The organism is Ottowia sp. SB7-C50 (genome assembly GCF_033110285.1).
Taxonomy (GTDB): Bacteria; Pseudomonadota; Gammaproteobacteria; order Burkholderiales; family Burkholderiaceae_C; genus Ottowia.
Map to the genome: position 1 here is coordinate 646,423 of NZ_CP136995.1, position 21,688 is coordinate 668,110.

The following is a 21,688-nucleotide window of genomic DNA, read 5'->3' on the forward strand; positions in this document are numbered from 1 at the left end:
ATTGTTTGTTCATCTACGAAAGAAAGCGTCATGAATCGCTTCGTCCGTTTCAGCCAATCTGCCACCTCGCGCCGCCGCCGCAAGGGCTTTACCCTGATCGAGTTGCTGGTGGTGCTGGCCATCCTCACGCTGCTGGCGGGCATCGTAGGCCCGCGTGTGCTGGGCCAGTTGGGAGGCGCCAAATCCAAGACCGCCGTCGTGCAAATTGCTGACCTCGACAAGTCACTGGAACTGTTCAAGCTGGACGTCGGCCGCTACCCCACCACGGCAGAAGGACTGCAGGCGCTGGTCAAGCAACCCGGCTCGATCGCAGGCTGGAACGGGCCTTATCTCAAAGGCGCACTGCCAAACGATCCTTGGGGCAATGCGTATCGCTATACCAGCCCCGTGGCCAATGGCGGGTTCGAGATCGTCTCCCTGGGAGCCGACAACGCGCCCGGTGGCGAAGGCGAAAACGCCGACGTCCGCAACGCCCCCTGAGGTTTGATCAAGGCGCCCAGTGGTGCCCCCGCGCAAACGAATACCGTATCCGCGACCAGCGTCCGGCTTCACTCTGGTGGAGTTGCTGGTCGTGTTCGCGCTACTGGCGCTGTTGGTCGGCCTGGTACCCATCGCGTTTGGCAAACTGCAAGAATCGGTGCAGTACCGGGACACCGTCCGCGCGGCACTCAGCGATATGCGTACGGCCCGTTTTCTGGCGCAAAGTCGGGGAACGGAGGTCCGATTCGTGGTCAACCTTCAGCAACGCAGTTTCGGAATAGAGGGTCAACCGCCCCACCTGGTGATGCCGCCGCTGGAGTTGCGCGCCGTCATGGCGGCAGAAGAAACCGGCTCCGACGGGACGCTGAGCATTCGGTTTCTTCCACGTGGCGGTGCTTCGGGCGGCAGCGTCGATCTGGTGCGCCCGTCCGGCACAGGGGTGCGGCTGCGGGTCGATTGGTTCTCCGGCCGTATCGAGCAGGAGCCCGCCAAGCCATGATCAGCACAGGCAGCCGACGTCGCCTTCGTCCGCGTGCGGGTGGTTTTTCGCTCCTCGAGATCTTGGTGGCATTTGCCATCATGGCCCTCTCGTTGGGCGCGCTCTACAAGGTGATGGGCAACAGCGCGCGCCAGGCGGGCCACCTGTCCAGCCAGGAAGGTGCGGTCTTGCTGGCGGAGTCTTTGCTGTCGGCCTATTCAACCATTCCGGCCGATGGCGTGAGCGACGCAGGCACCAGTGCCGGCTTTGAGTGGCAGGTCAGCAGCGCGCCATACCCCACGCCGGCCAACAGCGACACCCGGGCTGTCCGCGTGCACGAATTGCGCGCCGTGGTGCAGTGGGCCGACGGCGGGCGTGCGCGAAGCTTTCAGATCGCCAGTTTGCGTCCCGAGCGCCGCCCACTGGAGGGCGCACGATGAGGCCGCCACGTCTGACCGCTCGGGGCTTCACGTTGGTAGAGGTGCTGATCGCCCTCGTGCTGCTTTCCATCCTGATGTTGTCTCTGACCAGCGCCATGCGCGCGATGGGGCAGACCGGCGACAGCGTCGAGCGGCGTGCCAGCGATGCCGATCAATACCGTACGACGGTGTTTTTTCTGCGCGATGTGCTCTCACGCGTTTCAGCACGCGAATTCCATGCATTGCAGGCTGCGCCCGGCGCGGGCTTGGACGCCAGCCGCATCTTTTTCGACGGACAACCCAATTCACTCGCCTGGATTGGCGTCATGCCGGCGCGATTTGGTGTCGGTGGTCGCCATTACCTGCGACTCGCCATGGAAGGCGGAGGATCGGGCGAGGCGCAGCTTGTGCTGCGTTATGCGCCCTGGAGCGGGGCGCCCGAATTCGCAGATTGGGGAGGCGCGCAGGCGCAGGTCATGGCCACCCGCGTTTCCGCGCTGGGCCTGCGCTATCAGCGCCCGGACACCGGCGAATGGCTGTCCGCATGGCCACCGCCCGATCTGCCGTTTGGTGTTCGTGTCCCCTCAGCCATCGAGATGGTCGTCGCCCAGGAAGGCCGCCCCTGGCCGCTGATGATTGCCGCCTCCCAGCCCCTCATGCTGACCGACCCTGGCGTATCACGCGCGCAGTTTGGTGGGGGAACGCTGAGATGAGCCGTCGCACGCGCTCCGTCGGTGGCATGGCATTGATTGCCGTGCTCTGGATCGTTGCCGCCCTCAGCGTCCTCGTCATCGGGATGACCAAAACGGTCCGTCAGCAGATTCGTGTTGCCTCCACGCTACAGGAAGAAGTCAGTGGCCAAGCGATTGGCGAAGCCGCCATCGTGCTCGCACTGCAGGCCATGCAGACCCGCACCGAACCCATGCGAGCAAGTACCCGCGCGCCTGTGGCGTTCGGTGGGATCGAGGTCGAGGTGGAAGCCATGCCGTTGGACGGGCTCATTTCCCTCAATGGCGCCAGCGTGCCGTTGTTGGCCACCTTGTTGCAGAACGCGGGTGGGCTGGACGCTGGACGCGCCCAGGCACTGGCGCAAGTCATGGTGGAGTGGCGCGATCAGCGCCCGGCGGTAGACCCCACCGCGCCCGGCGGTGCCAACGTCTCGGCGCGGCGCTTCGAAGCCGTCGAAGACCTGTTGCTCGTACCGGGGGTCGATTACCCGCTCTATGCACGCCTGCGAAACCTGGTGACGGCGGACATGACCGGGGGCGACCGGGTCAATCCCATGGCCGCTCCGGCCGAGGTTCTGGGGGTGCTGGCTGGTGGCAACGCCGCCGTGGTTGATCGCATTCTCGGATCGCGCGGCACCAACCAGCCCGGCGTCGACACCAGCGGCCTCAACGCCGCTTTCACAGGGGGGGGGGGTGGTGGCGATCATTACCGATTGATTGCCCGGGTGCCTCTGGGCACAGGCAAAATACTGCTCCTGACACGCGACGTCGCATTGGGCGCTGGCTACTCCCGCACGGCGCCCTGGCGCATTTTGGGGGGTGACCGGCAGATTGTTGTGTCCGGCGCCTGAACCCAGTCGTTACCGATTGCCATGACCACCAGTATCCCCAACCAAACGCGCCTTTTCGGCATGGACCTGAGCCAGTGGCCGATGCAGTGGCGTGCTGCCGGTGCAATGCTCCTGGGCCTTCCCGCGCTGCGCGGACTGACACCACCGGTGCGCGTGGACCTGCTGCGCGCAGATGGCGGGCGGTCTTTCTGGGATGTGGCCCACGGCCGTGCTCAACCCGCTGCCCCTGGCGCCGGCGCGGCATTGCTGGCGGTTGAGCTGCCGCGGGACCAGGTCCTGGATCGTCAGTTCACGTTGCCTCGTCTGACGCCGGCCGACGTGGCCCGCGCCGTGCGGCTGGAAGTCGATGCCGCCACCCCGTTTGACCCCGAGCAGACCGTTTTTGGCTACGCGGCCACGCCCGCCGGCGACACGCTGCGCATCGACGTGGCCATGGCGTCCCGGGCGCACGTAGAACGGCGCTTGCAGTCGGTGGCCACCGTGGGTGACGACAGCACGGCCGCCCCTGAAGTCTGGGTGCTGCCATCAACGCCGTTTTCCGCGGACTTCCGTCCCATCGTGATGCAAGGCTTTGGCGAAGGTGAGCGCCGGCGCGTTGCCGCCCGGGGCCGAAACCTTCGACTCGCCCTGCTGGCGCTGGCACTGCTGCTGTTGCTCGCCATCGCATTCACGCCCACCCTGCAGTCGCGCTTGCGGGCCATACAGGCCCAGAAAGCCTTTGATGGGCTGCAGACCCAGGTCGCGCCGCAAGTCGCCCTGCGCGAATCCTTGACCAAACAGAGCGAACGCCTCAAGAGCGTGGGTGACATCGCCTCGCATCAAATGGCCTGGCTGCCCGTGCTCAACATGCTGACCCGCGCCGTGCCGGACGGGGCCTGGCTCAACTCGCTCCGCATAGAAGGCAACAAGGTCGTCATCAACGGCAACGGCGACGACGCCGCCGCCCTGGTGCAGCGACTGGCGAGCCAGCCCGGCGTTCGCGACGTGCGACTGCTGTCACCCGCCACCCGGGCTGGCGGCGCCCTCAAGGAAGTTTTCAATATTGAGATGAACCTCGACCCCAAGACCTATGCCCTCGCGCGTCCGAGAGGGGCGCCATGAAACGGCCCGCGCTTCGCCCTGAACAACTCTGGCTCGTGCTGATGGCCGGCGTGTTGCTGGCCATGCTGGTCGGTGCCGCAGGTTACGGCATCACCAAATATCGCTGGGCCACGGACACGCTGGCCAGCGTAGAGCCGCGCCACGCGCGACTGCTGGGCCTGCATGCCGCCGAGCGCCAGATGGCCGGCATCGAAACTCAACTCAAGGCCAGCCTGGCCCATTTTGCGTATCCTGCCGATGGCGACAGTGCCCAGATCGGCAACGCCGCATTGCAGCGCGTGCGCGACGTGGCCACCAGCCGCGGCATGCGCGTGACCAGCAGCCAGGTCATGCCGGCCAAGGAAGACGGCCAGTTCGACCGCATTGGCCTCATGCTCGCCATCGAGGGTGAATGGCCTCAGTTCCAGGCGCTGGCGCAGGAACTCGCCACGCAGACGCCCGTCATCTTCAGCGACAACCTCCACCTCTCCGCCCAGCAAGTCGGCATGCAGGGGCAGGTTCAGACCATGGTCGCGCGCGTCAGTCTGTTCGTTCTCAAGGCGCGCTCATGAACCGCCGCCTCACCCCCCTTCCTGTGGGCACTCAATGCCCTGCTGCTGGCCGCGCTGGCCTTGCTGTGGCTCGGCCCAGGCGCCAGGCAGCGCACCCAGTGGGTGGCGCCGCAGCCGTTGCCACCCAACCTCGACGCTGCATCCGCCACTTTTCTCAGCGTCAATCCGGCCGCCGCCAGCAACGACCGCACCTTGCTCGAACGCCCCTTGTTCGTGATCGATCGCCGCCCGGCCACTGCAAAGCCAGTCGCAGCGCCTGAGCCAGCGGCCCCGCCGCCACCGGACCTGCTCGACAAGACTAAGCTGCGTGGCATCGTCCGGGGTCCGGCGCTCAACGGTGTGCTGGCCGAAGTCGATGGCAAGCCCCGCTTCATTCGCAGCGGCGAGAGCCTGGGGGAATGGACATTGCGTGGCATTCGCGAACGTGAAGTCACCTTTGGCAAAGGGGCAGAACAGCGCGTCATTGTCTTGCCCCTGGCCGCCGCCTCCGCTGCCGGTGCGGCTTCGCCACCCGGCGCTGCCTCAGCCAAAGGCTCGCCGTCGAACCGTCCTGCGCCCGCCAGAAGGGAGTCCCAATGAAGGCCCTCGTGCCCCCCGCCCGCCACCCGCTTCGGCGCCTGCCCTGTTCTGCTGCTCCCGGCCGCAGCCATGACGACCGGACGCGCGTGCCGGCGTCCCCATCTTTTTCGTTTCTTCCCATGGATCTGCCCAGTACTTTTCGCTCGCTCCTCCTGGTTTCCCTGCTCGGGCAGCTCGTGGCTTGCGCCACACCCGAATCCGCACCCGTGACCGATGTCGCCGCGTCTCCGGTACCGGCAGCCGCGGTGCCCGTGTCGGCTGTATCGTTGCCCGTGGCGCCCGTCGTTGCCGCCGCGCCGGCCGGGCCGGCACGCGCCAGCGCCACGCCAGTGGCGGCAGAGCCGGTGGTCATTCGTGGCAACGACCGACTGCTCGCTCCGCCATCCGGCGGCGCCGGTGCCGTCCGAGGTCCCGCCAGCACTTTCAACTTCCAGGATGCGCCCACCGCCGAAGTGGTGCAGGTCATGCTGCGTGACCTGCTCAAGGTGGACTACGTCGTCCATCCGCCCCTGCCCGGCACCATCACGCTCATCACGCGCACGCCCATCAGCGCCGACAAAGCCTTCAACCTGCTTGAAAGCGCGCTGCAGATCAATGGCGTCGTCATGGCGCGCGATCCACGCGGCACCTACCACGTCGGCACGCCCGAGTCGCTGCGCACCATCGTCGCGGCGCCGCGCCTGGCTGGTGCCGGCACCTTGGCGCCGGGCTACGGCGCCATCGTCATCCCGCTGCAATATCTGGGGGCCAATGAAATGGCCGCCATCCTGCGGCCCATGGTGTCTGCCGACGCCATCGTGCGCGTCGACACCATGCGCAACGTCCTCATCATGCGCGGCACCCGTGCCGAAGCCGAAGGCTGGCTCGACATCGTCAACACCTTTGACGTGAACCTGCTGCGCGGCATGTCCATCGGCGTGTTCCCGCTCAAGCACTCCTCCCCGGGCGAAGTCGAAGCAGCCCTGCGCCTGCTTTCGGGCGGCAGCCCCGGTGGCGCTGGCGCTTCGTCCGCTGCCCCGGCGTCGCCGGCGGCCGCATCCGCCGCGACAACGCCGGGCGCTGCAGCCGCGCCGCGCGGGGCCGCGGCCGCGGCGGCGCCCGCCATCGGCGCCAACGCCCTGGGCGAAGGCAGCCCCTTGTTTGGCGCGGTGCGCGTCATGTCGATCGAGCGCATCAACGCCATCATGGTGGTGACGCCGCGCGCCGCCTACCTCGACGAAATCCGCTACTGGATCGAGCAGTTCGACCGCCCCAACATGAACAGCTCCGAGCCGCAGCTGTTCGTCTACAAGGTGCAGAACGGCTCGGCCGACCACTTGGCCGAACTGCTCAACGGCATCTACGGCGGCACGGCCGGCAATGCCGCGCTCACGGGCGCCACCGGCGTCGCGCCGGGCCTGGGCACCGTCAGCGGCGCCACGGGGGCGTTTGGCGGCGCGGGCGCGTTCGGGGGCGCCGGTGCCTTCGGTGGCACGGGCGCGTTCGGCGGTGCCGGGGTCAACAGCGGTGGCGGCATTTTCGGCCGCACCGGCACCACGGGGCTGGGCGGTGGCGGCCTGGGCGCCACCGGCGGCGCGTTCGGGGTCAACTCGCTCAATCGCGGCATGCAGACCGGGCAGCAGCAGGGCGTCACCACCATGATGCTCGGCCAGTCCGTGCGCGTCATGGCCGACCGCATCAACAACACGCTTCTCATCCACGCCAAACCGTCCGAGTACGAGCGCATCGAATCCACCCTCAAGCGGCTCGACGTGCAGCGTGCGCAAGTGCTTATCGAGGCCAGCATCGTCGAAGTCACCTTGGGCGACGGCTTGCAATACGGGCTGCAGTGGGCGCTCAAGAACGGCGTGGTCGGCGGCCGCGGCGGCACCGCCATCTTGAACAACAGCTCCAGCACCGGCGTTGAAATCCTGCCCGGCGCCACCTCGCTCGGCGCGGCCGCAGGGCAGGGCTTTACCTACGCCATCAACAACGTCGCCGGCAAGATCACCGGCCTGCTCAGCGCGCTGGCATCCAAATCGCTGGTCAAGGTCATCTCCAGCCCGTCGCTGCTGGTGCTCGACAACCACACCGCGTCCATTGCCGTCGGCACGCAGCAGCCGGTCAATGTGGGCGGGGCCATCGTCACCACCGGTGGCGTCGCCACCACCGGCAACATCCAGTACAAGGACACCGGCGTGCAACTCAGCGTCACGCCGTCCGTCAACGCGGGCGACCTGGTCACGCTGGACATCAACCAGAACGTGTCCGACATCGCGCCCACGGTGGACGGTGCCACCGGCCAATACCCCTTCATGCAGCGCCAGATCAATTCCAAGGTGGCCGTGCGCTCGGGCGAAACGCTGGCCCTGGGCGGCCTCATCAAGGACAACAGCGGCAACACCCGATCGGGCCTGCCCGTGCTTTCGTCCATCCCCGTGATTGGCGCGCTGTTCGGCACCCACAGCACCACCGCTGGCCGCACCGAATTGCTCATTGTCCTCACCCCGCGCGTCATCCGCTCCGACGACGACGCCCGCGCCATCAGCCGGGAACTTCGCGACCGCATGCAAGGCCTAAGCTCACCGGCCAGCCTGTTGGCCCCCCCTCGGCACCGCTGCGCCGCGCAAATGACGTAGCGCACAGCAGGTCGCGTCGCCACGTGCTTTTTTGATTCAAACACAACGATCCAAGGAATGCCTTTCATGCCAATTGCCCGTCCCGCTTTCGCACCTTCCGCTGCACGGCGCACCGTCCTGGGCGCTACCGCGCTCGCAATCACCCTGGCCCTGGGCGCCTGCGCCAGCCTGCAGCCCAAGGCGCCTGAAGTCGAAGTCGCCGAGCGCGCCCAGCAACGCTGGGACGCCCTCATCAAGAAAGACTTCGCCAAGGCCTACACCTACACGCAGCCCGCATTCCGCGCCGTTGTCAAGCCTGAGATTTATCCCAGCCGCTTCACCAACGCCGCCGAGTGGAAGGACGTGCAGGTGCACGAAGTCAAGTGCGAAGCCGAACGCTGCACCGTGCGCATTCGTCTTAACTCCAAGATCCTGTTGCCGGCCTACCGCCGCCTGCCCGACGTCGTCAGCTATTTCGACGAAAACTGGGTGCGTGAAAACGGCCAGTGGTGGTACTTCGACCGATACTGATGCCACACCCCCGCGCGCATCTGGCCAGCCTTGGGGCTGGCCTCTGCCCGCCCGGTCGCCCCAGTGTCGTGAAAAAAAACAACAACCGTGCTGCTCAATGTCCAATTAACATGAGTGGCGTTGAAAACGTCGGTGACAGCGTGATAGGATTGGCTTGCAATTCCAAGAACTCGCTTAGGTCTTGCAATTTCACATTTTTTAATGGAGTCATGGCTATGAAAAAGAGCATTCTCGCGGTTAGCGCCGCGGTCGCCATTGGGGGCATGGGGTTCGCTGGCGCAGCCCATGCGGTTTATTACTTTGGTGCCGGCGCCAATGCGACGTATGGCGGCGTGGTCATGGGCGGCCTGGCGGGTGTCAGCCACAAGACGCTGGCGGCCAACGCCACTGGCGTTGCGCTGAACGAAGGCGGCATTGGTAACTACCTGTTCACGCCGTACTTCACCACGCAAAAAGACAACAACACGCTGGTGAGCATTGTCAACACCGACAACGTCAACGGCAAGATCGTCAAGGTGCGCTTCCGTGGCGCCGCCAACTCTGAAGACCTGCTGGACTTCCAGGTGTTCCTGTCGCCCTCCGACGTGTGGACCGCCTCGCTGACGCAGGGCGCGGACGGCAAGACCGTCATCACCACGCCCGACAAGTCGTGCACGCTGCCCTCCATCGGCACGGCGCCTGCGGCTGACCGCACCTTCCAGACCAGCCGTCTGGTGAGCGTGTACCCCGGTGCCCTGGGCTCGGTGCTGACCACCGACGCACAGAAGAATGCGCAGACGCGTGAAGGCTACATCGAATACCTGAACATGGCCGACGTTGTGCCTGGCTCGCCGCTGTATGGCGCCATCAAGCACGTCAACGGCGTGGCGCCCTGCACCCCGTCCATGATGGCCGTGCTGAGCAGCACCGCAGCAGGCGTGGCAGGCACCGGTCCGATTGTTCAGGACGCCAACGACATCAGCGCCCTCGGCCTGTCGGCCGCCAGCGGTGGCCTGACGGGTACCTGGAGCATCTTCAGCAACGCCCAGACCAAGGCCTATGGCGACAACCACATTGCTGTGGAAGCCGTGGATGGCGCTGGCAACCCGGCCCGTGGGCGCATCAGCTATGCGCCTCAGCTGGCACAAGGCATCACCGACACCGGTGCACCCGCCTCGGTGGTGAACGAAGGCACGGCCGACCCGGTGCTGCGCGCTTCGGTCAACAGCGTGATGTGGAACGACCTGCCCGACATGTCCACGCCGTTCTTCGGCACCGACCCGAAGGCCAGCGTGAAAGCTCTGAGCACGGCGCTGAGCAAAGAGACGCTGAACAACGAGTTTGTGGCCACGGCAGGCGCAGGCGCTGTGCCATGGGACACCGACTGGGTGGTTTCGCACGCCACGCGTCGCTACTACGCCACGCTGACCTCGGGCGGCTCGATCGCGCAGGGTGATAAGGACTTCTACGACACCACCGCACCTAACGGCAACCTGGCTGCCCGCTCGACCGCTGGCGGTTACATGCTGTGCCAGGCAGGCACGCTGACCGGTTTTGACCGCGAAGAAGGCACGGCTGGCGTGGCGTTCTCGCCCAGCAGCCAGACGCCTTTCTGCGGTGAAGTCAACGTGCTGTCGTTCAACCGCGCTTCGCAGGCGCTGAACGCCTCGGTGACCAACCAGGTGGTGACGCTGACGGTGGACGGCCAGCCGATCCAGGCCGGCTGGGCCAAGTTGAGCCTGCGCAAGGCTTCGCCGCCGCCGGTGGCACCCGCCCCACCTGCCACCACGGCACTGGGCGCCCCGGTGGTGGGTTACTCGGCCACTTCGGCCATCAACACCTCGACCAACGGCAACTTCGGTTACAACAACCGTCACCGCTGGACGCGTGCGCTGGCATCGACAAAACAGCCGTAATATTCAGAGCATTTGATGCGTTGAATATCCGCTTCCCCTCGCCCGGCCGGCTCGTCAGAGCCACCGGGTTCAGGGCAAGCAGCCAAAAAAGGGCAGGGCAACCTGCCCTTTTTCTTTGTCCGTCGCACATTGATTGGGCGTCCACGCAGTTGTCGCGTCATGGCATTCCAGAAGGTCGCGGCAGACAAGATGCGCACGGGTTGCGTTCCTCATCGATCCCTCTCTCCGCCAGACCGCGCGCCTGTGCTATTCATGGCCGCTATGAGGCCCTTCCATCCGGTTCAGCAGCCGTCGGTACCCTTCATGGCGTAAGCAATGGCTCTGAAATAACTTGATACCTTTGGTTTACGGCCTCGACAATGGTGCGCACCGAACTCATGGGTGTTTTGTTTTAATGGAATGAAGACGATGAAGAAAAGCATTCTTGCGCTCAGCGCTGCAGCCGCTTTTGGAGGCATGGGGTTTGCGGGTTCTGCCCATGCGGTGTACTACTTTGGTGACGGCGCCAATGCGACGTATGGCGGCGTGGTCATGGGCGGCCTGGCGGGTGTCAGCCACAAGACGCTGGCGGCCAACGCCACTGGCGTTGCGCTGAACGAAGGCGGCATTGGTAACTACCTGTTCACGCCGTACTTCACCACGCAAAAAGACAACAACACGCTGGTGAGCATCGTCAACAACGACGCGGTCAACGGCAAGATCGTCAAGGTGCGCTTCCGTGGCGCCGCCAACTCTGAAGACCTGCTGGACTTCCAGGTGTTCCTGTCGCCCTCCGACGTGTGGACCGCCTCGCTGACGCAGGGCGCGGACGGCAAGACCGTCATCACCACGCCCGATAAGTCGTGCACGCTGCCCTCCATCGGCACGGCCCCCACGGCTGACCGCACCTTCAAGACCAACCGCCTGGTGGCCGTGTACCCCGGTGCCTTGGGTCCGGTGCTGACCACCGACGAGCAGAAGAACGCGCAAACGCGTGAAGGCTACATCGAATACCTGAACATGGCCGACGTTGTGCCTGGCTCGCCGCTGTATGGCGCCATCAAGCACGTCAACGGCGTGGCGCCCTGCACCCCGTCCATGATGGCCGTGCTGAACAGCACCGCATTGGGCGTGGCAGGCACTGGTCCGTTTGTTCAGGACGCCAACGACATCAGCGCCCTCGGCCTGTCGGCCGCCAGCGGTGGCCTGACGGGTACCTGGAGCATCTTCAGCAACGCCCAGACCAAGGCCTATGGCGACAACCACATTGCCGTGGAGGCGGTGGACGACGCTGGCAACCCGGCCCGTGGCCAGATCAGCTACGCGCCTCAACTGGCACAAGGCATCACCGACACCGGTGCACCCGCCTCGGTGGTGAACGAAGGCACGGCCGACCCGGTGCTGCGCGCTTCGGTCAACAGCGTGATGTGGAACGACCTGCCCGACATGTCCACGCCTGTGGAGCGGGGCGAGCGCCGGCCGCTTCGCAGCATCAACAACCTCAGCGCTGCGCTGAGCAAGGATACGCTGAACAATGAATTCGTCGCTACGGCAGGCGCAGGCGCTGTGCCATGGGACACCGACTGGGTGGTGACCCACGCCACGCGTCGTTACAACGCCACGTTGAATTCGAGCGGTGGTATCGCCGAGCGCACGGGCAACCAGTTCTACAGCACCGATCCGGTCACCGGTAACCTGACGCCGCGCATCACGGCTGGCGGTTACATGCTGTGCCAGTCGGGCGTGATCACGGGCTACGATCGCGAAGAAGGAACCGCGGGTGTGGCGTTCTCGCCCAGCAGCCAGTTCCCGTTCTGCGGCGAAGTCAACACGATCTCGTTCAACCGTGCGTCGCAAGCGCTGAACGCCTCGGTGACCAACCAGGTGGTGACGCTGACGGTGGACGGCCAGCCGATCCAGGCCGGTTGGGCCAAACTGGCACTGCGCAAGAATGGTCGCCCGGAGGCCATGGGTGCACCGGTGGTGGGTTACTCGGCCACTTCGGCCATTAACACCTCCACCAACGGCAATTTCGGTTACAACAATCGTCACCGCTGGACCCGGCCTGTGCCGAACAAGGAAGGAATTCCAGTGGGGGGGTTGAGTCGCGCCGCCCTTCGTTTACAGCGATAGGGCCCCGCCAGGTCAGCTGCCGTTGATCGGTGGCTGATCTGATGGATGAAGGCGGCGGTGTACGCCACCTTTTCCGTTTTTGATCAAGCGAGTTCAGCAGAAAGGGCCGGGTAACCGGCCTTTTTTGTGCGCGCAAACATCCGCTACCGCACTCGTCGGCGGCGCACGAGTGCGCTGGCGCCCAAGCGGGGGGAACTTGTCTCTGGCTGCCATGCTCCATCACGACTTGTGTGGCTGATCGGCGACAATGACGGGTGATGGCACGGCGCGGCGAAAGCGGCCCAGGCCGGCTTTGACGAGTTACTGCGTGGCGCCTGCCTCCGTAGGCGACCGATGCATTGGATAACCATGATGAAACTTCGACTGTTTGCAATATGTGTTGGGCTGACTGGCAGCCTGCTGGCTGTACCGGCGCTGGCGCAGACGGGCAACAAGCCTGCTGCGGAAACCATGGCGCCTGGAACCGTGTTGATCAGCGGCCCCGCTGGCCAGGTGACCTTGGCCGAGGTGCGCATGCTGGTGGATGAGCAGGTGCCGCCAAGCCGCCAACCCGCATTCTGGGCCAGTCCCAAGTCGATCAGCGAGGCGGCGCGCAACCTGTATGGCTACCGCGCGCTGGCGCAGCAGGCGCTGAAGGAGGGCCTGGACCGTCAGCCCGGAGGGGCGGCCTTCTTGAATCTGCAGCGCGAAAAAGCGCTGGCGGAATGGCTGATGCAGCAACGTGGACGAGCGCGTGTGGGCGACCCCAAGGTGCTGGAGCAATTTGCGCGCACGGCGTACAAGGCTGAGCCGGAGCGCTTTCGCCACATGGAGCAGGTGCGGATTAGCCACATCATGGTGGTGCCCGAGCGCGACGACAAGGAAGGCGTGATGGCCAAGCTGCGTGCGGAATCGCTGCTGGCTGAACTGGTGAAGGGTACAGATTTTGAAAAGCTGGCGCGCGAACAGTCGCACGATCGCAACAGCGCGCTCAAAGGCGGTGACCTGGGGCTGTTCGACGTGGGCGGCATGTTGCCCGAATTCGATGCGCAGGTGGCCAAGATGAAGCCTGGCCAGATCAGCGCCCCGGTGCGCACCAAGGAGGGCTATCACCTGATCAAATTGGTGGAGCGGCGGCCGGCTGGCCTGGCGCCATTCGAGGAGGTGGCGCCGCTGATTCATGCCGAGGCGCAAGAAAAGCTCTATGGCGATGAGCGCCGCCGCATCTGGCAAGAAACGGCAAATGCCGACACGGTGAAGGTGAATGAGGCGGCGGTCTCTGAGTTGGCGCGGCCACCCGCGGTGTCGTCGCCAGCCAAGTCGAAATAAAATCGCTTGGCCCGCGCACGGCATGCCGTGCGTGGTCTGCATCAGATGCGGTTGGCCCGGCCTGGTGTCGTGCAACGTTTCCGCCTAGCCGACCGACATACTCGGCGCAATCATTCTTGCGTTTCCCGCCTCACTCATGAGATCTCCGTTAGTTGACGACGCGCGGACGCTGTGGCGCCTGCGCAGCTTGGTGCGGGTGCTGACGCGTCGCGAACTGGTGGCGCGCTTTGCGGGTGCGGCGGGCGGCGTGCTGTGGGCCTGGGTGCAGCCGCTGTTGACGATTGCGTCGTATTACCTGGTGTTTGACATTGTGTTTGCCATGCGCATGGGCGAAAACGCGCCGACGCAGCGGGTGGGCACTTATCTGATCGTCGGCATGATGGCCTGGACGGCGTTTGCCGACGCCGTGCAGCGCGGCATGTCGAGTCTGGTGGACGCGGGCGGTATCCTGCAGAAGAACCCGCTGCCTCCGGTGCTGTTTCCGACCCGGGCCGTGCTGGCGAGCGCGTTGGTGTATGCGCCCATGCTGTTGTTGCTGGCGCTGGGTTATTGGCCGCTGCACCAGGGGTCGCCCGCCGTGCTGGCGATGTTGCCGATGGTGCTTTTGCAGATCGCGCTGGCGTGGCTGCTGGGCTATTTGCTCTCTATTTTGATGGCGGCGCTGCGTGATGTGGCGCAGGTTGTGGCCTTCATGCTGTCGGTGGGGCCGTTTCTGGCGCCGGTGTTGTTCCCGATCACGTTGTTTCCTGAAGGCTGGCGCTGGCTGCTGTGGCTCAACCCCATGACGGCCTGGGTGCTGGGCTATCAGGCGGTGTTGCTGAAAGGGGCGTGGCCCCCGGCCGAGGTGTGGCTGGCGATGGGCGTCTGGCTGGTCGTGCTGGGGTTGGCGCTGGACGTGGCGCTTCGCCGCAGCCGCGAACAATTGGTGGATTGGTTATGACGCCGCAAGCCGCCATGTTTGCTGAAACGGTACTTCGAGTTCGCGACCTGGGCAAGGAGTACCGTCTGTACAGTTCGCCGCGTCAGCGCCTGAAGGCGGTGCTGACCGGGCGCAGCACCCACCAGAGCCATTGGGCCTTGCGGGAGGTTTCGTTTGATTTGCAGCGCGGCCAGTGCATCGGCATAGTGGGCGACAACGGGGCAGGCAAGAGTTCGCTGCTCAAGTTGCTGGCTGGCACGCTGCGCCCGACCACCGGGAGCATTGAGCGCATTGGCCGGGTGACGGCGATTCTGGAGCTGGGCGCCGGCTTTCACCCCGAATTCAGCGGCCGCGACAATCTGTACTTTGGCGGCAGCATGATTGGCATCAGCCGCGAGGAGATGGTGCGGCTGGAGCCGGAGATCATCGAATTTTCGGGGTTGGCCGAGGCAATTGATCGACCGGTCAAGACCTATTCGTCTGGCATGGCGGTGCGGCTGGCCTTTGCATTGGTGACGGCGGTGCAGCCAGATGTGCTGATTGTGGACGAGGCGCTGGCGGTGGGGGATCAGCAGTTCCAGAAGAAATGCATCGACCGGATTACGGCGTTTCGCGAGGCGGGCTGCACGATTCTTTTCTGCTCGCACAGCCCCTATCACGTGCGTACGCTTTGCGATCAGGCCTTGTGGCTGGAGCACGGACGCATGCGGGAGTTTGGTGATACCGAGGCGGTGCTGGGCGCCTACGAGACGCATTCGCGCCAGATTGAGGCGCCAGTCGAAGTGGCGGAGGCCGCCGCGCCGCCGCCTCTGCCGTATGAGCGCGGGCCGACGTCGGCGCTGATCGTGTCGTGCGAGTTGTCGAACCTGCGTGAAGGAAATCCGGGGCTGCTGGACAGCCGTGATCTGGTGGCGAGGATCACGGTGCGCGGCAAGGGCGATGAGCGACCGAATATCGGCTTCATGATCGAGCAGGCGCGTGGGGTGGGCATCACGTCGCTGGCAACCCACGAAGAGGGTGCTGCGCCGGTGTATCTGGGCGACCGGACGTGGCGCTCGGTGCTGACTTTCCCCGAGTTGCCATTGCACAGCGGCGACTACGTGATCAGTGTGTTCCTTTTCGACGAGAGCGGGTTGGTCACGTACGATCTGTGGTTCAAGTTCCTGACGTTCCGCTTCCTGTCGCCCAAGCTGATGCCGGGGCTGGTTCGCCTGCCTCACCACTGGAGTTGATGCACATGGATTGGACCGCTTTGCTGGATGTCACGGCCGCTGGCCCGGTCGCGCCCGAGCAGGCGCGCATCGCACTGGCGCGAGGCCGCGAATTGCTGGCCCAGGGCGATGCAGCCGCTGCTGCAGTGGCCTTGCGGCAGGCTGCGATGGTGCCTGAAACCCAGCTGGCGGCGTACAACCTGATTGAGACCCATGCGTTGCCGGGTGCATTTTCCGAATGGATGGGACTGGATGCCCGCATCGATCCGGGCGACGACGTGTATGGGTTCTTCACGGGCCATGGCACCTGGTCGAGCCCGATGCGGGACTATCTGGCTGATGGCTGGCGCACGCTGGCCGAGTTGATGCTGTTGCTAGAGCGTGCGGGCACCGCATTGGTGCATTGCAGTACGGTTCTGGAGTTTGCCAGCGGCCATGGGCGCTTTACGCGGCATCTGGTGAAGGCATTGGGCGCCGAGCGTGTAACGGTTTCGGACGTGGTGCCGGGCGCGGTGGCATTTTCGATGGCGCACTTCGGGGTGGAGGGCCTGCTTTCGACGGCAGAGCCGGAAGACATCGTCTGGCCGCGCCGGTATGACCTGGTGTTTGTGCTGTCACTTTTCAGCCATCTGCCGCAGGTGAGCTGGTCTCGCTGGCTGGCACGGGTCTGGCAGGCGGTGGCGCCTGGGGGGCGGCTGGTATTCAGTACCCATGGTGAATATGCCGCGAAGCGCGCCGGTGTGACACTGGATGCGCAGGGCTTTCACTTCGTGGCGGACAGCGAGTCGTCGGCGATCGACGCTCAGCAGTATGGTACGGCGTATACCAGCGCAGACTTCGTAAGGACGCAGCTGGCAGCCTGTGCGCCAGACGGTGTGGGATGCCAAATCGCTCCGGCATGGTTCTGGGCACACCAAGATGCGTTCGTGCTCCAGCGGCCGTCGGTGTCCTGACAAGCGACACAACCTGGACTGGACGTTGGAATGAAGCAGATTTTCAAATGCACGGGTAACTGTTTGTCGAGGCGCCATGTCTGATATCCGAGCCGATAGTGCCGCTGCGATGGAAGCGTTGGCGCGTGGCCAGTTGCATCTGCAGGCGGGCGAGCGGGCGTTGGCTGCGGCCGCATTGCGCCAGGCGCTGAACGACGCCACTGCACGGCTGACGGCGCATAACCTGATCGAACGCCACGCGCTGGAAGGGGCTTTCGTCGAGTGGATGGGCTTCAACTGCGAGATCGCACCGGCAGACGACATCTTTCGCTTTTTCGAAAACCATCCGACGTCGGTCAACCCGCTGCGCGATTACCTGGCCGATGGCTGGCGCACGCTGTCGGAGTTGATGCTGTTGCTGGAGGCAGCCGACCGCCCGCTGCTGAAAACGTCCTCCGTGCTGGAGTTCGCCAGTGGTCACGGGCGCTTCACGCGCCATCTGGTGAAAGCACTGGGTGCGCAACGGGTGACGGTGTCGGACGTGGTGCCTGATGCGGTGGATTTTGCTCGGCGGGCATTTGGGGTCACAGGGGTGTTGTCCACGACGCGGCCGGAAGACCTGCACTGGCCCCGGCGTTATGAGCTGGTGTTTGTGTTGTCACTGTTCAGCCATCTGCCCCGCAGCAGTTGGGCCCGCTGGTTGATGCGGCTGTTCGATGCGGTCGAGCCGGGTGGCCTGCTGGTGATTTCAACGCATGGCGAGGAGGCTGCGCGCCGCCAGAATGTGGCACTGGACGAAACGGGCTTCTTTTTTGCCGCATCGAGCGAATCGGCTGCGATCGACGTACAGGAATACGGGACCGCGTTTACCTCTGAGGCATTCGTTCGCGAGCGCATTGCCGAAACGCTGGGCAGCGACTGCCTGATGGGTTTTGAGCCCAGTTGGTTCTGGCGGCATCAGGATGCCTTCGTGCTGCGCAGGCCTGCGTGATACGGATCGACCTATCGCAGGAGCCAGTTCTTGACCCGGGTTTGCCAGCGCAGGGGAATAGCGCGAGCGAGTCCGGAAAGCCAGGGCAAGGCGCGCAAGCGAACGAGCGCACTTAACAAGCGCGACCGGGCGCGGGACGAGGCACTGCCGCGGGCCGCGTGCGCCTCAGTGCGCGTGGCAATGGTCTTGGCTATATGGGTGAGGGCGTCAGTGCCGGGCTTGACGGCCGGAATATCCGCAAGGTATTCGCCAGCGTACCAGTCGGGAGTCTGCAACACCACGCCTTCGGGCAGGCGTCGGGCCGCCTCGGTCTGCAGGCGCCATGACTGCGCGGGCGGCTGACCCGTCAGGAAATGTCGCTGCCGGATGTCAAGAAAGAACGTGATCCACGCGGCGGCGCTTTCGTTCCAGGGCCGCAGCCAGCTCCAAGGCCGGCCGGACAGGCGCTCTGTAAAAGCGCCGAGATCTGGCGCCACCACCGGCCACCCTCCCTGCAGGCAGGCGCTGAGGGTGTAGCTGTAGGTTTCAGGCCATTGGGCGGGGAACCAGATGAGATCGGGTTTCAGCCAATCCAGAAGGGCAGGCAGTTCTTTCTCGTCGTATTTTCCATGCACCGTCAAATGGGCGCGCGGGCGCGTGCGCAATGCGCGATAGCCGTATCCTATGAGGTGAAAGTCCAGCGGTGCACCGTTCTTTCCGGCCAGCAAGGCCACGTCTTCCAGTACGTCGGCGCCTTTGATGATGCTGAGTGCCCCGATCACGGCGATCTTCAGTGGGCGGTCGTTGCCCAGTAGCGCGGGTTGGGGTGTCGGCAACTGCGCCACGGACGCAACGTCGGTGTGCGGCACAAGCCGCAGCGACCCTTCGGGTGCGAGGGGAGCCACGCGCGCCAGCGCGTCGCCAGAAGGCGCAATGACATAGCGAGCATGTTCGAGAAACTGAATGTGGAATTGACGCCAGGTCGTGATGTCTACCCCACCGGGAGCGGGCGAATGCGCGAGACAGCGGGCGCATTGCGTGACACCCAGTTCACCGCAGTAGCCGTTGGTTTGATCGGTCAGCGATATCTGGGGGCAGATGGTGTAGAAATCATGCGCGGTGAAGTCGAATGTCACCCCCAACTGCGCAGGAATCTTGCGCACCTGCTCACCCTGCCCCAACAGGTGATGGAAGTGGACGTGTTGAACGCCAAGCTGTTGAAGCGTCGAGATCAGCGCCGAATACTGGTTCGAGAGAGAAAACACCATCTCGAACCCTTCATCGGGATCGGGCAGTCGCAACTGCACCGCATGGCCTGCCAGGGGGCGCAGTACAAAATAGCGGGCCCGGTCGTGCAGTGTGGCCGCCAACTCCTCGACGTGGCGCTCCGTGCCGCCCTGGCGGTCATGAAGCACGGCCAGGATGACAGGCAGAGCGCTTGGCTCCATGACGCGCGCGAGGTCTACCGCCATCCGCGCGGGACGCGCGGGGTCGGACTGCACAAACCGCATGACTGCCGCTTCATAGCGCGGGTGCAGTCGACGTAACGTCTCCATGGCAGCGCGTTCGCGTGGGCTTTTCGCATCGCCAAAGCTCACACCGCCGGAATGGTGCACGAACGTGTCGAGCGCATGCAAGTTTCGCCAGCCGGCGTTTTCGGCCCGGATGCAGAAGTCGTTTTCTTCGCCATAGCCCTTGCCGAAGTTTTCGACGTCGAACAGGCCCACTTCGTCGAGTGCCGCGCGCCGGATATACATGCAAAATCCGACGCCGGTGGGCACATCGACGACTTGGCCAGCGTTGGTCTTGGCAAACAGTTGGTCGAGGCGGCCCACGTCCCACCCGATGGGCAGGGCATTGTCTTGACAGAAGCGTGGGTAGCTGCAAATGGTGGCGTTGTTCGAGAACGGCGTGACGCTGGCGACGCGCTGGTCGCTGTAGGCCGCGGCCTGAATACGATCCAGCCAGTCATTGGCCACCTCGGCATCGCTGTTGAGCAGCAGCACGTCGTCGGTCGTTGACACGGCCATGCCACGGTTGACTGTGCCGACAAAGCCCAGGTTGACCTCGTTTTCGAGCAGTTCGACGCGCGGGTCGCGCGCGGCGATATCGCGCAGCCAATCGGTTACTTCAGGTTCGGGACTGGCGTCGTTGATGACGATCAGCCGCCAGGGCGTGCGGCACGACGCCGACAGGACGGACAGCACGCAGCGCTGGGTGTCGGCCAGCCCTTTGTAGACCGGCACGATGACGTCCACCGGGTGCTGGCTGGGCGCGAGCGGCGTCGGCAAGGGTTGTTCGACGCCGGGTGTGTCCCCGTCTGACCGCGGGTCGCGGCCCAGTTGGCGATCCAGCCACATTTTGGCGTTCACTATCGGACGGGTGGCGCGGAACACGGTGGAGTCTTTCAGGAATTCAATGTGGTCCTGGGCCTTCTGGCGCTCTCGCAGCGCATCGTCGCGGGCACGTCTGGCTTCGGTGGTTTCGGCAATCAGCGCGTGGATGCGCGCTTGCAACTGTTGCCTGTGCGCGCGATGCTGTTCGACCTGCAATTGATGCCGTGCTGCGAACGTCCTGATATCTTGTTCGTGGCTCGCGGCCAGTGTGTCCAAGGTCTGCTCATGGCTCGCGGCCAGTGTGTCCAAGGTCTGCTCGTGCTCGCCGCGCAGGCGCAAAAGGGTGCCTTGATGTTCGGTACCCAACTGGTCGATTCGCTCGGCCAGTTGGTCATGTTCCTGGCGCAAGTGCCGATATTGGTTGACGACATCGGCCATGGCCAAGTAATCGGCAGACATCGGCCAACCCAGGTCGACTTCGAGCACGCCCCCTGCGGCACGAGAAAGCGCGTCTTCGGGAATGGGCAGTTCCAGCCAGGGGTCATCACCGTGCAGCAGGCAAAGTACGCCTGAGCCAGTGAGCGACGCCGACGCCTGGATCAGCATTTGATGTTGCGCCGCCTGCGTCACGAAACCGGGGTCTGTACTGTCCCAGCGCCACAATGCTGCGCCGTCGGCAGCCTGAAGCCGAAGGGCATGCAAGTACAGAAAGCCGGGTCGGTCGGCGGGGTCAAGTTTCAGACCCAACGGGGCCGGGCCTGCTGGCAGCGCGAATCGCACGGTCTGGCGCTCATGTCCTATCACCCCGCTCGCACTGATTTTGTGCTCTTCGCTATAGCCTGCGGGCTGCTTGGTAAACAGCTCGGCGGTGAAGTGGGCCTGGACGGGCAACAGGTGCGAGTGATCGGTGGCCGGCTGGACGAGGTCCTCACCATCGCGCAGCGGTCGTGCACGGATGATGAACTGGTAGGTGCCGGCATCGGGCAGATTCAATATATGGCGGGCAACGGCGGGGGGCAGGGCGTCGAACGCGACGCGGAACTCTGAATCTTGCGTCTCCCGTTGGACGGTATGGATCTGCAGAACCTGCCAGCCATTGTCCGCCAAGAACCGTAGCAAGGTCTGGCGAGTGAAGAACCTGAGATGGGTTTCGTCCAGCAAGCCTTCGGGCCGATAACGGAATTCGCCTGCCATCAACTCGGCGATCAGCCCGCAATACGCGGTGTTGGGAACCGACAGCAGGAGCAGCCCGTCGGGTTTCAAGAGGCTCTTGCACGCGGCCAGCACGGGTGCGCTGTCCCGCAGGTGCTCAAGCACGTCGGCACAGACAATGACGTCGTATGGCGTGTCGAATAACTCACCCAGGTGCTGCTGCTCGAGGTCGGCGACCACGATGCGTCGGTAGTACGGAGCCGCCAGTGAAGCCTCTTCCTCGCTCAGTGTGACCCCATCGATGGCTGCAGGGCCCTCTTGTCCGGCCAGATAGCGACCGATGGCACCGCTGCCGCAGCCGAGGTCCAACACGTGTGCACTGACGGGCAGCTGCTTCACAATGGCCGACAGTGAATCGTTGTCGCCCTCAGCGATGGTGCGTCGATAAACGTGCGAGCGGATGGAGGTGGGCACCATGGCGGGGTAGCAGACGAATTCTGTGAGCGATCCGGGGGATCTACGGAGCGTTCGGCATGCC

18 protein-coding genes and 1 pseudogene are annotated in these 21,688 nt (G+C 64.6%); 18 read left to right on the forward strand and 1 reads right to left on the reverse strand.

Translation table 11 applies throughout. The annotated features are described in order from the left end of the window. Positions 1-30 precede the first annotated feature (30 nt). The 18 genes and pseudogenes from gspG to R0D99_RS03185 all read left to right on the forward strand — a co-directional run bounded on the left by gspG (position 31) and on the right by R0D99_RS03185 (position 17,683). A complete protein-coding gene (gene gspG, locus R0D99_RS03105; protein WP_317749917.1) occupies positions 31-480 on the forward strand; it encodes a type II secretion system major pseudopilin GspG in 450 nt (149 codons plus the stop codon). 76 nt (positions 481-556) lie between these two features. Beyond that, a complete protein-coding gene (locus R0D99_RS03110) occupies positions 557-979 on the forward strand; it encodes a GspH/FimT family pseudopilin (RefSeq protein ID WP_317749918.1) in 423 nt (140 codons plus the stop codon). Beyond that, positions 976-1,053, forward strand: a pseudogene (locus tag R0D99_RS17280) (hypothetical protein); the annotation flags it as partial. The gene R0D99_RS03110 and the pseudogene R0D99_RS17280, both read left to right, overlap by 4 nt. A 6-nt stretch (positions 1,054-1,059) precedes the next feature. After that, complete coding sequence (locus R0D99_RS03115) at positions 1,060-1,398, forward strand: hypothetical protein (RefSeq protein ID WP_317749920.1); 339 nt, start codon at positions 1,060-1,062, stop codon at positions 1,396-1,398. After that, positions 1,395-2,090 (forward strand): prepilin-type N-terminal cleavage/methylation domain-containing protein, encoded by a 696-nt coding sequence (locus R0D99_RS03120; RefSeq protein WP_317749921.1) that lies wholly within the window; start codon positions 1,395-1,397, stop codon positions 2,088-2,090. Before R0D99_RS03115 ends, R0D99_RS03120 begins: the two co-directional genes overlap by 4 nt. 26 nt (positions 2,091-2,116) lie before the next feature. Further along, positions 2,117-2,956 (forward strand): type II secretion system protein GspK, encoded by an 840-nt coding sequence (locus R0D99_RS03125; RefSeq protein ID WP_317749922.1) that lies wholly within the window; start codon positions 2,117-2,119, stop codon positions 2,954-2,956. 21 nt (positions 2,957-2,977) lie between these two features. Next, entirely contained in the window at positions 2,978-4,057 is a 1,080-nt protein-coding gene (locus tag R0D99_RS03130) for a PilN domain-containing protein (RefSeq protein WP_317749923.1), read from the forward strand. Then, entirely contained in the window at positions 4,054-4,608 is a 555-nt protein-coding gene (gene gspM, locus R0D99_RS03135; protein ID WP_317749924.1) for a type II secretion system protein GspM, read from the forward strand. The genes R0D99_RS03130 and gspM overlap by 4 nt, the downstream gene beginning before the upstream one ends. A gap of 60 nt (positions 4,609-4,668) precedes the next feature. Further along, a complete protein-coding gene (locus tag R0D99_RS03140; RefSeq protein WP_317749926.1) occupies positions 4,669-5,187 on the forward strand; it encodes a hypothetical protein in 519 nt (172 codons plus the stop codon). A 206-nt stretch (positions 5,188-5,393) separates the two neighbouring features. Then, positions 5,394-7,805, forward strand: a complete 2,412-nt coding sequence (gspD, locus tag R0D99_RS03145; RefSeq protein WP_317749928.1) for a type II secretion system secretin GspD — start codon at positions 5,394-5,396, stop codon at positions 7,803-7,805. Positions 7,806-7,871: 66 nt separating this feature from the next. Further along, a complete protein-coding gene (locus tag R0D99_RS03150) occupies positions 7,872-8,315 on the forward strand; it encodes a hypothetical protein (RefSeq protein WP_317749929.1) in 444 nt (147 codons plus the stop codon). 215 nt (positions 8,316-8,530) lie between these two features. Continuing rightward, complete coding sequence (locus R0D99_RS03155) at positions 8,531-10,210, forward strand: hypothetical protein (protein WP_317749930.1); 1,680 nt, start codon at positions 8,531-8,533, stop codon at positions 10,208-10,210. 408 nt (positions 10,211-10,618) lie between these two features. Beyond that, a complete protein-coding gene (locus R0D99_RS03160; protein ID WP_317749931.1) occupies positions 10,619-12,322 on the forward strand; it encodes a hypothetical protein in 1,704 nt (567 codons plus the stop codon). 351 nt (positions 12,323-12,673) lie between these two features. After that, positions 12,674-13,630, forward strand: coding sequence for a peptidylprolyl isomerase (locus R0D99_RS03165; RefSeq protein WP_317749932.1), 957 nt, complete (start codon positions 12,674-12,676; stop codon positions 13,628-13,630). A 136-nt stretch (positions 13,631-13,766) separates the two neighbouring features. Continuing rightward, the gene (locus R0D99_RS03170) at positions 13,767-14,570 is read left to right on the forward strand and encodes an ABC transporter permease (RefSeq protein WP_317749934.1); all 804 of its coding nucleotides are present in this window, start codon (positions 13,767-13,769) and stop codon (positions 14,568-14,570) included. Continuing rightward, positions 14,567-15,781 (forward strand): ABC transporter ATP-binding protein, encoded by a 1,215-nt coding sequence (locus tag R0D99_RS03175; RefSeq protein ID WP_317749936.1) that lies wholly within the window; start codon positions 14,567-14,569, stop codon positions 15,779-15,781. The genes R0D99_RS03170 and R0D99_RS03175 overlap by 4 nt, the downstream gene beginning before the upstream one ends. 5 nt (positions 15,782-15,786) lie before the next feature. Continuing rightward, entirely contained in the window at positions 15,787-16,713 is a 927-nt protein-coding gene (locus R0D99_RS03180) for a class I SAM-dependent methyltransferase (RefSeq protein WP_317749937.1), read from the forward strand. Between the two features lie 76 nt (positions 16,714-16,789). Next, entirely contained in the window at positions 16,790-17,683 is an 894-nt protein-coding gene (locus R0D99_RS03185; protein ID WP_317749938.1) for a class I SAM-dependent methyltransferase, read from the forward strand. Between the two features lie 11 nt (positions 17,684-17,694). On the opposite strand, the gene R0D99_RS03190 is transcribed toward R0D99_RS03185, so the two are convergent. Beyond that, complete coding sequence (locus R0D99_RS03190; protein WP_317749939.1) at positions 17,695-21,627, reverse strand: methyltransferase domain-containing protein; 3,933 nt, start codon at positions 21,625-21,627, stop codon at positions 17,695-17,697. Positions 21,628-21,688: the final 61 nt, after the last annotated feature.

Coding starts and splice junctions, on each gene's coding strand:
- gspG (WP_317749917.1), top strand. CDS start 31: ATGAATCGCTTCGTCCGTTTCAGCCAATCTGCCACCTCGCGCCGCCGC.
- R0D99_RS03115 (WP_317749920.1), top strand. CDS start 1,060: ATGGCCCTCTCGTTGGGCGCGCTCTACAAGGTGATGGGCAACAGCGCG.
- R0D99_RS03120 (WP_317749921.1), top strand. CDS start 1,395: ATGAGGCCGCCACGTCTGACCGCTCGGGGCTTCACGTTGGTAGAGGTG.
- R0D99_RS03125 (WP_317749922.1), top strand. CDS start 2,117: ATGGCATTGATTGCCGTGCTCTGGATCGTTGCCGCCCTCAGCGTCCTC.
- R0D99_RS03130 (WP_317749923.1), top strand. CDS start 2,978: ATGACCACCAGTATCCCCAACCAAACGCGCCTTTTCGGCATGGACCTG.
- gspM (WP_317749924.1), top strand. CDS start 4,054: ATGAAACGGCCCGCGCTTCGCCCTGAACAACTCTGGCTCGTGCTGATG.
- R0D99_RS03150 (WP_317749929.1), top strand. CDS start 7,872: ATGCCAATTGCCCGTCCCGCTTTCGCACCTTCCGCTGCACGGCGCACC.
- R0D99_RS03155 (WP_317749930.1), top strand. CDS start 8,531: ATGAAAAAGAGCATTCTCGCGGTTAGCGCCGCGGTCGCCATTGGGGGC.
- R0D99_RS03160 (WP_317749931.1), top strand. CDS start 10,619: ATGAAGAAAAGCATTCTTGCGCTCAGCGCTGCAGCCGCTTTTGGAGGC.
- R0D99_RS03165 (WP_317749932.1), top strand. CDS start 12,674: ATGAAACTTCGACTGTTTGCAATATGTGTTGGGCTGACTGGCAGCCTG.
- R0D99_RS03170 (WP_317749934.1), top strand. CDS start 13,767: ATGAGATCTCCGTTAGTTGACGACGCGCGGACGCTGTGGCGCCTGCGC.
- R0D99_RS03175 (WP_317749936.1), top strand. CDS start 14,567: ATGACGCCGCAAGCCGCCATGTTTGCTGAAACGGTACTTCGAGTTCGC.
- R0D99_RS03180 (WP_317749937.1), top strand. CDS start 15,787: ATGGATTGGACCGCTTTGCTGGATGTCACGGCCGCTGGCCCGGTCGCG.
- R0D99_RS03185 (WP_317749938.1), top strand. CDS start 16,790: ATGTCTGATATCCGAGCCGATAGTGCCGCTGCGATGGAAGCGTTGGCG.
- R0D99_RS03190 (WP_317749939.1), bottom strand. CDS start 21,627: ATGGTGCCCACCTCCATCCGCTCGCACGTTTATCGACGCACCATCGCT.